The sequence below is a fragment of the Weissella sp. DD23 genome, assembly GCF_001579105.1.
Lineage (GTDB): Bacteria > Bacillota > Bacilli > Lactobacillales > Lactobacillaceae > Weissella > Weissella cibaria.
Genome location: NZ_KQ970395.1, coordinates 16,579 through 26,569, shown reverse-complemented (window position 1 = coordinate 26,569; position 9,991 = coordinate 16,579). Strand labels below are relative to the sequence as shown.

Below are 9,991 nucleotides of genomic sequence, written 5' to 3'. Positions count from 1 at the left end.
AGCAAAACATCCGCACACAAGTCGAAACGATTGCCAGTGATAACAACTGGACCGTTGTCGTTGACGAAGATTTGCTTGAAGAAGTTAACAACATCGTTGAATATCCGACAGCCTTTGCTGGTGGCTTCGATGAAGGTTACTTGGAAGTGCCTGATGAAGTATTGATTACGTCAATGAAGGAACACCAACGTTTCTTCCACGTTGTTGATGCAAACGGCGCTTTGTTGCCACACTTTATCTCTGTTCGTAACGGAAACGCTGAACACATCGATAATGTGATTGCCGGTAACGAAAAGGTGCTGGTTGCGCGTTTGGAAGACGCTAAGTTCTTCTACCACGAAGATCAAAAGCACGATATCGACTTCTACAACTACAAGTTGGAAGTGGTATCATTCCACGCTAAGTTGGGTTCAGTTGCCGCCCACACACGTCGCGCCAAGGCTTTGGCTGCCATCATTGCTGGTCGTTTGGCCTTTACTGATGATCAACAAGCCAAGTTGGCGCGTGCTGGTGAAATCTACAAGTTTGACTTGATGACTGGTATGGTCGGTGAGTTTGATGAATTGCAAGGTATCATGGGTGAGAAGTACGCTAACTTGTTTGGTGAAGACGCTGCCGTGGCCCAAGCAATCCGTGAGCACTACATGCCAATCTCTGCTGATGGTGAATTGCCTGCGTCAGATTTGGGTAAGGTATTGGCCTTGGCTGATAAGTTGGATAGCTTGTTGTCATTCTTTGCGGGTGGTATGGTGCCATCAGGTTCAAATGACCCATATGCTTTGCGTCGTGCCGCTTCAGGTGTTGTGAACATCTTGGCTGACAACAAGTGGGATTTGGATATTGACGGTATTTTGTCAGACTTGATTGCTGACATTAATGCCGATGCAGTTAAGTTTGGTTTGCCAGAAGAAGTGATGGCTGAGTTGCAAAACAATGTGGCTGCGGTCGTTAACTTCTTGACGGACCGTGTTGTGAAGGCATTGCAAGATGAGGGTGTTCGTCGTGACATCATCAACGCGGTGACGAAGAACAACTTTGCTGATACGACGCAAATGTTTGAATCAGCGCAAGTCTTGGCTGCCCACGTTAACGATGCCAACTTCCGTGAGGGTGTTGAAGCGTTGACTCGTGTGATGCGTTTGACAACGAAGAATGCAACGGATGCGACTGTTGACGTTGCCCTGTTCGAGAATGCAGCCGAAAAGGCATTGTTTGAAGCGGTTGCCCCAGTTGCAACTGTTGATGGCACGGATGCGAAGCTTGCGGCATTGTTGAACTTACAACCTGCCGTGGCTGCTTACTTCGAAGAGACGATGGTTATGGTTGAAGACGAAGCAGTTAAGAACAACCGTTTGGCAACACTACACGCGGTTGCAGATGAAGCAACAAAGGTGGCTAACTTCCTAGAACTGGATGTTAAGTCTGCAAATTAATGATATGAAAACACCCTGGATTAATACAGTCCAGGGTGTTTTTTGATTTGCAGTCTAACGGCTTAGCCATGCAACAACACGATCAGCAATAGCTGTCTGTTGTTGGGCGTTTGAAATTGTCGCCTGACCATCATGTTTTTGGGGCCCATAGCTGCCGAATCCACCGTGATTGCCACCACGAATTGTTTGATACCGAGTGTCTTTTGGCAACCAGGCTTTAGCTGCGCGATAATTTGCTTGCTTTAATACCTGATCTTGGCTAGCGGTCAGTGACAAAACGGCAAGATCGGTTCGCTTGGCCAAATGGTTTTTTTCTTGTGGATAACTGGCAAGTAATAATAGACCAGTGATGTGAGCCTTTGGATGCTTGGCTACGTAACCGCTGGCAACCACGCCACCCAAGGAATGGCCACCAATTACAAAGTGGTGGGCATGACTATTTTTGATAGCAATGTCTGCTTTGTTTTGGGCGATTAATGAAAAAGATAACGGTGTTTTCAACACGTAAACGGGGTAGCCAGCTTGCGCAACGTCCTTGGCCCAGATGGCATAGGCGTCACTTTGGACAAACGCCCCGGGATAAAAAATAATGGCCGTATCTTTTTGTCCAGTATTAGCTTTAGGTTTGAAGGCCCAATAGTCCGCCGTTTCGGTGGCTGAATGGGCTGCGCGTTGCGCGGTTGGAGTAGCACGGTAAAGGCCAAATACTTGCATGTAAGCGACAGAACCGGCTAATAGGATGAGGACAACGCCTAAGAGCATGAGCAGGCGCTTTGTGATTTTGGTAGACTTCATGAACAAACTCCTTTTGGTTAACTAGGGCTCATCATACCTTAATAGACGGATAGCTGTCAGTCTTATTTGCAATATTTTCCCAAAATGTTGGTAATAGTATTTCAATGAGAATTCAGTTAAAATAAACTTATAGTCATTGCGGGTCAAATTGTTGAGCCGTGACGTCGCTAGATATCAGAAAGTTGAGAAATAAATGGAAGTTAGTATAGGTTATTGGATTGGTTTCTTCGCCTTTGTTTTGGTCATGTTGGCCCTTGATTTGGGAGTCTTCCACAAAACGAACGCGGCACCAACCATGAAGGAGTCACTGCTTTGGAGCGCCTTTTGGATCGGTTTGGCCTTTATTTTTGCCGGTGGTCTCTGGTTCTTTACGGGTGGTGATCATGCCCTAGACTTTGTGACGGCATACTTGCTGGAAAAGTCGTTGAGTATTGATAACTTGTTTATCTTCATCTTGGTCTTTGGTTTCTTTGGGATTGAATTGAAGTATCAACACCGTTTGCTGTTCTGGGGTGTTTTCGGTGCCTTAGTGATGCGTGTGATTTTTATCTTCGGTGGGGCTGCCTTGCTACATCACTTCGCGTGGTTGATGTACATCTTTGGTGCCTTCTTGATTGTCACTGGGGTGAAGATGCTGTTCGAAAAGGAAGAAGCGCAAGACTTGAATGATAGTTTTATTATTAAGGGATTGCGTAAAATTCTACCTTTGAAGGAAGATGTTGCGGAACCACATTTCTTGGTAAAAGAAAATGGTAAACGTTATGCTACCCAATTCTTGTTAGCGTTGTTGTTTATTGAAGCTTCCGACTTATTGTTTGCGGTTGACTCAATTCCGGCTGTCCTTGCGGTGACACAAGACACGTTCATCGTGGTCACGTCAAACATCTTTGCTATCATGGGATTGCGTTCATTGTACTTTGCTTTGTCAGGAATTCTGCCAATGTTCCGATACATTAAGTATGCGCTGGCTGTTATTTTGGCCTTTATTGGGGTCAAGATGGTCTTGAACGAGACTGCCAAGGCATTGGACTGGCATTTCCACATTTCAAACGTGGTGTCATTATCGGTGATTATTGGTTTGTTAACGTTATCAATTGTTGCCTCAGTAATTGTCTCACGTGTCCAAGAACGTCGAAAGTTCAAAGCATAACCCTGATAAAGGATCTGTGTTAAAGACAGGTCCTTTTTTTATTGGCTGATGGTCGACAGCGCGTATACTGACGCTATTAACAAGATTGGGGAAATGAAGATGACAAAACGAATCATTACGACAACGCAGGCACCGGCTGCAATTGGACCATACTCACAAGCTGTTTTAAGCAACGGTACGCTGTATGCATCGGGTCAAATCGGTTTGGTACCAAGTACTGGTGAATTTGCGGGTGCGTCAACGATTGACCAAGCTAACCAGGTTTTTGCCAATATTGATGGGTTATTAGAGGCAGCTGCGTTGACACGGGCTGATATTGTTAAGGTGAACGTTTACCTAGTCGACATGGCAGACTTTGCGATGGTGAATGATATTTATGCGCGTTTCTTTCAGGACGTTGACGTGTTACCAGCGCGTTCAGCAGTTGCGGTGGCAACGTTACCCAAAGCGGCACGTATTGAAATTGAAGTCATTGCCAATAAATAAGTAAGAGAATTAAGCGACTGCATCTGTTGGTGTGGTCGCTTTTGTGTTACAATGAAAGCGTTTACTAAAAGATTATTAATGAATGAAAGCGAGATCAACCATGGCATTGGAAAAGATTTTATTTGGTACTTATACGCGACGTGTTTCAAAAGGAATTTACGAAGCTGCATTGAACACGGAGACTGGTGAGTTGCAAGATGCCAAGTTGGTTGCTGAAGTTGGATCACCAACTTACTTGGCTTTGAGTAAGGCTAACACATTGTATGCGGTTGATAAAAACGGTGATCAAGGTGGGTTGGCGGTCCTTAACTTCGCGGATGATACGGCAACGTTGACCCAAGAAGTTTTGGCAGAAGGTGCGTCACCTGCTTATGTGGCAGTTGATGAGGCACGTCAATTGTTGTACTCAGGTAACTACCACAAGGGAACGTTAGAAGTCTTTGCGATTGCCGCTGATGGCTCATTGACGTTGACGGATAGTTTTCAATCTGAAGGGTCAGGTCCTCGCCCAGAACAAGGCTCATCACACGTGCACTGGAATAATCTAACGCCGGACAATCGTGTCGCGGTCGTTGATTTGGGTGCTGACAAGGTGTTGACGTTTGACGTCTCTGATGCCGGTAAGTTGACGTTAGTTGCGACGTATGAGACGGAGGCTGGTTTTGGCCCACGTCACTTGCGTTTCAGTCCTGATGGTCAATATGCCTACTTGTTAGGTGAACTGTCATCACAACTTTCAGTTTTGAAGTACAATGCGGATGGCTCATTCACGCATTTGCAAACTGTGGCAACGATTCCGGCCGATTGGACAGAGCACAATGGTGGTGCGGCGATTTACTTGTCAAACGACGGTAAGTTTGTCTACACATCAAACCGTGGTCACAACTCAATCGCAGTCTTTGCAGTGAAGGATAATGGCGCCTCTGTTGCACATATCCAATGGATTTCAACTGAAGGAGATTTCCCACGTGATTTCGCTTTGAGCCCAGATGACGCCTTTTTGGTTGCGGCTAACCAAAACACGGACAATGTTACGGTATACCGTCGGGATGCTGTAACAGGCGAGCTAACGTTGTCACAAAAGGACTTCGAAATTCCTGAATCAGTGCGTGTATTGTTCATCTAAGCTTGATACAATAAAACCAGTACCAGTCGGGGTACTGGTTTTTTATATATGGGGGATAAAAGATGACAAATCGCGAGACGAAACAATCTGTCTTTCAACGATGGTTATTAAATAATAAAATCATCTCAAGTATGCTAATTATATTGCTATTGTTAGCGATTATTTACATGTTTGATAAAGTTAATTTTATATTTGAACCGATTGTGGCACTGTTCAGTGCGGTCGGGGCGCCAATCATCATTGCAGGCGTGTTTTATTATCTCTTGAATCCGATTGTGGATTGGGCGGAACGCCGGTATAAAATGTCGCGTGTTGCGACGATTACGGTGCAGTTTTTGGTATTGTTGGTCTTGATTGTATGGGGCTTAGCTGTCTTTATTCCGTGGCTGAGCGACCAAATCGTTGGTTTGATCAATCATTGGCCAGAATATTGGCGAGCTTTGGTCAAAATGATTGATCAGTTAACGGCTGACAAGCGCTTTGCTGATGTGAATAAGTGGTTTAATCAGACGAATAGTGATATTTCAAAATGGGTCCAAAATTACTCAGCTGAATATGCGAAAAAAGGCATTCATGGTGTGAGCTCAGTTGTTGGGACACTGACTTCAGCCATTATCACAATTGTGACGTTCCCGTTGATTTTGTTTTATTTGCTAAAGGATGGCCACCAGATGCCAAACTACATGGCTAAGTTTTTACCACCAAAAGCACGGGGCTCATTTTTGGATACCATTGGTGAGATTAACAAGCAAATTTCGAATTACATTCGGGGGCAATTGTCAGTGGCGTTCGCAGTGATGGTTATGTTTGCAATTGGCTATACCATTATCGGCTTGCCGTACGGCTGGCTAATCGCCATTAGTGCTGGTTTGTTGAACTTAATTCCGTTTCTGGGATCGTTTCTAGCGATGGTCCCGGCGGTGGTTGTAGGACTGTTCGTTTCGCCAATGATGTTGGTTTATGTGTTCATCGTCTTTATGATTGAGCAAACATTGGAAGGAAAAGTGATTGCGCCAAAGTTGCTTGGTAACTCGCTCAAAGTTCATCCAGTAACGGTTGTGGTTATCTTGCTATCGGCGGGTAATATTTTTGGCCTGGCCGGGGTGGTTTTTGGTATTCCGGGCTATGCGATTGCTAAAGTACTGATTTACCGCTTGTATAAGTGGTGGCAATTGAACTCAGGTCTGTTTCGAGATGAAACCAACCAGTAAAGACATTAATAAGGTTTTTTAAGTATAGCGCGGTCGAGGTTTTGTCCGTGCTATACTTATTTTTGTATGCAATAACGCATTGGGGGAGGGGAGGACCCGCCCTAGAAAAGGAGATTATCATGAGCACGAATCATATTGTATTGTTTGAGCCATTGATGCCAGCAAATACTGGAAACATCGCCCGTACGGCAACGGGAACGAACACGAAATTACACCTGATTGAACCATTGGGATTTAAGTTGGATGATAAGCACGTTAAGCGTGCCGGGTTGGACTACTGGGATACAGTTGACATTACGGTCCACGAGAATTTGCCAGCCTTTATGGCAACGCTTAAGGACACGGATGAATTGTTCTTGATTTCTAAGTTTGCGCCACGGGCTTATCACGAGGCAGATTACACGAATCCTGATCACGATTATTACTTCTTGTTTGGTAAGGAAACGACCGGTTTGCCAGAGCCATTCATGAAGCAACATCCTGAGAAGGCCTTGCGTATTCCACAAAATGACGAACATATTCGGTCATTGAACTTGTCGAACACGGCTGCCATTATTATCTATGAAACGTTGCGCCAACAAGGTTTCCCAAATCTTGATTTGACGCACGAATATGATTACGACAAGTTAAAGTAATAAATGAATAATTATTTACTTAAGAAAGGAGGCTGCGATGGCAGCGACGACTAAAAGACGTCCCGCCTCCAAGGCAAAAGCACGGCCCCGCAAAAAGCCGGCCCCTCGAAAAAAGGCTAGTAATGACACAATGACCTGGTTGAAGGATCGTGGGCCCCAATTCTTAGGCTTGTTTGCTAGTCTGTTGGCCGTCCTTGCAATTGCCAAAGTTGGTTTGGTGGGTAAGTTTATTGCCAATATGGTGCGCCTGATTGTTGGTGGCTCATACCAATTTTTGCTACTGGTCTTGCTCGTGCCATTTCTCGTGGTGCTTGCCTATGGCCAGTGGCCACGACGTTTTAAGTGGCAACATTATGTTGGCTTTGGCCTATTTTATCTAGGTATCATGTTGGTCGGATCAATTTTGTTGTTCAACAAGATGAACGTCCACAACAACTATACGCAGGTTATTCAGACATTGATTAATCAAGATCTCAATAATCATGCTGTCACGACACCCGTTGGTGGTGGCTTAATTGGGGCGGTGTTATACAGCGCAACTTACATAGCATCGTCTAATTTTGGTTCATGGTTAATTGCCATTGTGTTGTTAATTATCGGCTTAGTGGTGATGTTTAACTTACCATTGCGCGAGGTCTTTGATAACTTCTTTAAGTTAGCTGAAGGTACAGGTGACTTTGTGCAAACGCAGGCGACGACAGCACATGAAAAGGTCACGGAGTCAATTGAAGGGTTCCGCGATCGACAGCGTACGGCGATGAATGATTTCTTCAATGATGACCCGTTTGCGTCGGAGAGTGATAAAGCAGCTAAGTTAGCTGGTGTTGTGCCGGAAGCGGATGCTAGTCAACCCGTTAAATTGGCAACGAGGAAAGCAAAGTCACCACAAGATGTGTTGGCGGATGCTGCTGAGGCTGAAGCGACGGCGACAGAGTTCAAGATGCCAGAAATTGTGGCCCCTATGCCACATCATGAAACGACACCAACGGTACCGGCGCCAGTTACGCCTAGTGCAACTGCGCCAGCGCCTGAACCTGATTTGACCCAAGTGCCTATACCATCGCTTGATGATGCACCAGCGGCGTCAATGAGTTTTGACCCTGATTTCGATCCGAATGCGGTCATTCAGTCAGAACATGAAGAAATTGCACCGGTTGTCTTTGGTGCGGACTTACCGGATGACGACTTACTACCGGGACAAGAAACGCCATTGACGCACGCAGATATCTTGGGTCACAGCAATCAAGCAACATCACCAAAGACACAAGCGCATCAAGCCGGTGTCGGGCACGTCGAACCGTCAACAATCACAGAACCCAAGGCAGATGTTGATGCGTCAGGGTTGGTGACGGTGATTGATGATAAGGATTACGTCTTACCAACCACTGAGTTGTTGCAACACATTGGGTCAACCGACCAATCTGCTGAACGTGATGCGCTAAATGAAAAGGCGCGTATTTTACATGAAACATTGAAGAGCTTTAACATCAATGCCACGGTTGAAAAGGTTGTGTTGGGACCAACGGTAACCCAATATGAAATTAAACCAGCAGTTGGTGTCAAGGTGTCGAAGATTCAAAACTTAGCTGACGATTTGGCGCTCGCCCTAGCGGCAAAGTCACTGCGTATTGAGGCACCAATTCCAGGTAAAAACGTCGTTGGTATTGAAGTGGCGAATGACCAACAGGCAACGGTTGGTTTCCGGGACATGGTTGAAGAAGCTGGTGTCGATACGGAGAAACCATTGGTTGTACCAATTGGTCGCGGCGTCACAAGTGGTGTCGTGAAGTTGGACTTGACGAAGATGCCACACTTGCTGATCGCCGGTTCAACTGGATCAGGTAAGTCAGTGGCGATTAACGGTATCTTGGCGTCAATTTTGCTACAAGCAAAGCCGTCACAGGTCCGTTTGATGCTGGTGGACCCCAAGAAGGTTGAGTTGTCAGTCTATAATGATATTCCCCACCTGATTACACCGGTGATTTCGGATCCAAAGAAGGCGTCGCTCGGTTTGAAGAAAGTGGTCGCTGAAATGGACCGCCGTTTCAAGCTGTTAGCCGAAGAAGGTGTTCGTAACATTGATGGGTATAATCGGTTTGTTGAAAAACAAAATGCGAGCGACCCAAGTACAGTGTTGCAAAAGATGCCTTATTTGGTTGTTATCATCGACGAATTGGCCGATTTGATGATGACATCAACGGTGTCTGGCGATGTCGAAAATGCGATTGTGCGTATTGCACAACTTGGGCGTGCAGCGGGAATCCATATGATTGTCGCAACGCAACGGCCATCCGTTGATATCATTACTGGTTTGATCAAAGCGAACGTACCATCACGTATGGCGTTTGCCGTGTCATCCGGGGTTGATTCACGGACGATTTTGGATAGTAACGGGGCTGAAAAGTTGTTAGGTCGTGGTGATATGCTGTTCGCGCCAATTGGTTCGAACGGACCACAACGTGTGCAAGGCGCGTTCTTGACGGATGAAGACGTGGAAGCGTTGACGGACTTTATTAAGAATCAAGGTGAAGCGCAGTACGATGACAGCATGACGGTTTCCGATGAAGAAGTGCAAGCGCTTGAAAATGGTGGTGATGGTGCCGACGATTTGGATGAAAAATGGGACGAAGTACTCGAATTTATCCTTCGTGCCGGCGGTGCCTCAACTTCATCAATTCAGCGTCACTTTGGCATGGGGTACAATCGTGCTGGTCGTATCGTGGATGCGTTGGAAGATCGTGGACTGGTTGGACCAGCAAATGGTTCTAAGCCACGTGAATTGCGTTTTACACCCGAAATGCTTGACCGATTCCGTAAAAACGCGTGATAATAGCGCTAAAGAAAATTAATCAGGGGGCAATCCAATGATTCGCTATGATTTAACAGCGCCATTGCAGGGCACAGAGCTTGTTGCAATGTACCGCAAGGATTTCGACGTTGATGTCGGTCGTTTATATACTTTTATTCCTGAGTTGAATGGGTTCCAATTGCACTACGATCACGATGTGGTTGTGCCAGCTACGGAAATGCGCGCTGATGATGATGCCCGTTTCTACTTGCAAGTGCATGGTCAAAACCCAACCGGTCGCGGGCGCATGGCGGATATTGATTTCCAACTTGTCCAACGTGACGAAATTAACTGGGGTTAAACTTGA

At 45.8% G+C, this 9,991-nt stretch carries 9 protein-coding genes; 8 read left to right on the top strand and 1 reads right to left on the bottom strand.

Translation table 11 applies throughout. The features are described from left to right. Window positions 1–1,433 (top strand): glycine--tRNA ligase subunit beta (gene glyS, locus WEIDD23_RS08780; protein WP_062358922.1); only part of this gene is annotated, 1,433 nt, incomplete at its 5' end. Window positions 1,434–1,487: 54 nt separating this feature from the next. Here glyS and WEIDD23_RS08775 read toward each other — a convergent pair. Continuing rightward, window positions 1,488–2,228 carry an alpha/beta hydrolase gene (locus tag WEIDD23_RS08775; protein ID WP_010372953.1) on the bottom strand — a complete coding sequence of 247 codons (741 nt, stop codon included), beginning with the start codon at window positions 2,226–2,228 and terminating at the stop codon, window positions 1,488–1,490. A 193-nt stretch (window positions 2,229–2,421) separates the two neighbouring features. Here WEIDD23_RS08775 and WEIDD23_RS08770 point away from each other — a divergent pair, with 193 nt between their 5' ends. From WEIDD23_RS08770 to WEIDD23_RS08740, 7 genes are all read left to right on the top strand, one after another. After that, entirely contained in the window at window positions 2,422–3,378 is a 957-nt protein-coding gene (locus WEIDD23_RS08770; protein ID WP_010372950.1) for a TerC family protein, read from the top strand. 99 nt (window positions 3,379–3,477) lie between these two features. Continuing rightward, a complete protein-coding gene (locus tag WEIDD23_RS08765; RefSeq protein WP_010372947.1) occupies window positions 3,478–3,864 on the top strand; it encodes a Rid family detoxifying hydrolase in 387 nt (128 codons plus the stop codon). Window positions 3,865–3,964: 100 nt separating this feature from the next. After that, on the top strand, window positions 3,965–4,990 hold the full coding sequence (locus WEIDD23_RS08760; RefSeq protein WP_010372944.1) for a lactonase family protein: 1,026 nt from the start codon (window positions 3,965–3,967) through the stop codon (window positions 4,988–4,990). A gap of 62 nt (window positions 4,991–5,052) precedes the next feature. Beyond that, on the top strand, window positions 5,053–6,201 hold the full coding sequence (locus WEIDD23_RS08755) for an AI-2E family transporter (protein WP_010372941.1): 1,149 nt from the start codon (window positions 5,053–5,055) through the stop codon (window positions 6,199–6,201). 119 nt (window positions 6,202–6,320) lie between these two features. Further along, a complete protein-coding gene (locus WEIDD23_RS08750; protein ID WP_010372936.1) occupies window positions 6,321–6,836 on the top strand; it encodes a tRNA (cytidine(34)-2'-O)-methyltransferase in 516 nt (171 codons plus the stop codon). A 37-nt stretch (window positions 6,837–6,873) separates the two neighbouring features. Beyond that, on the top strand, window positions 6,874–9,663 hold the full coding sequence (locus tag WEIDD23_RS08745; RefSeq protein WP_010372933.1) for an FtsK/SpoIIIE family DNA translocase: 2,790 nt from the start codon (window positions 6,874–6,876) through the stop codon (window positions 9,661–9,663). 37 nt (window positions 9,664–9,700) lie between these two features. Continuing rightward, window positions 9,701–9,985, top strand: coding sequence for a hypothetical protein (locus WEIDD23_RS08740; RefSeq protein ID WP_010372929.1), 285 nt, complete (start codon window positions 9,701–9,703; stop codon window positions 9,983–9,985). The last annotated feature ends 6 nt before the right edge of the window (window positions 9,986–9,991 follow it).

Coding starts and splice junctions, on each gene's coding strand:
- WEIDD23_RS08750 (WP_010372936.1), top strand. CDS start 6,321: ATGAGCACGAATCATATTGTATTGTTTGAGCCATTGATGCCAGCAAAT.
- WEIDD23_RS08745 (WP_010372933.1), top strand. CDS start 6,874: ATGGCAGCGACGACTAAAAGACGTCCCGCCTCCAAGGCAAAAGCACGG.
- WEIDD23_RS08755 (WP_010372941.1), top strand. CDS start 5,053: ATGACAAATCGCGAGACGAAACAATCTGTCTTTCAACGATGGTTATTA.
- WEIDD23_RS08760 (WP_010372944.1), top strand. CDS start 3,965: ATGGCATTGGAAAAGATTTTATTTGGTACTTATACGCGACGTGTTTCA.
- WEIDD23_RS08740 (WP_010372929.1), top strand. CDS start 9,701: ATGATTCGCTATGATTTAACAGCGCCATTGCAGGGCACAGAGCTTGTT.
- WEIDD23_RS08765 (WP_010372947.1), top strand. CDS start 3,478: ATGACAAAACGAATCATTACGACAACGCAGGCACCGGCTGCAATTGGA.
- WEIDD23_RS08775 (WP_010372953.1), bottom strand. CDS start 2,228: ATGAAGTCTACCAAAATCACAAAGCGCCTGCTCATGCTCTTAGGCGTT.
- WEIDD23_RS08770 (WP_010372950.1), top strand. CDS start 2,422: ATGGAAGTTAGTATAGGTTATTGGATTGGTTTCTTCGCCTTTGTTTTG.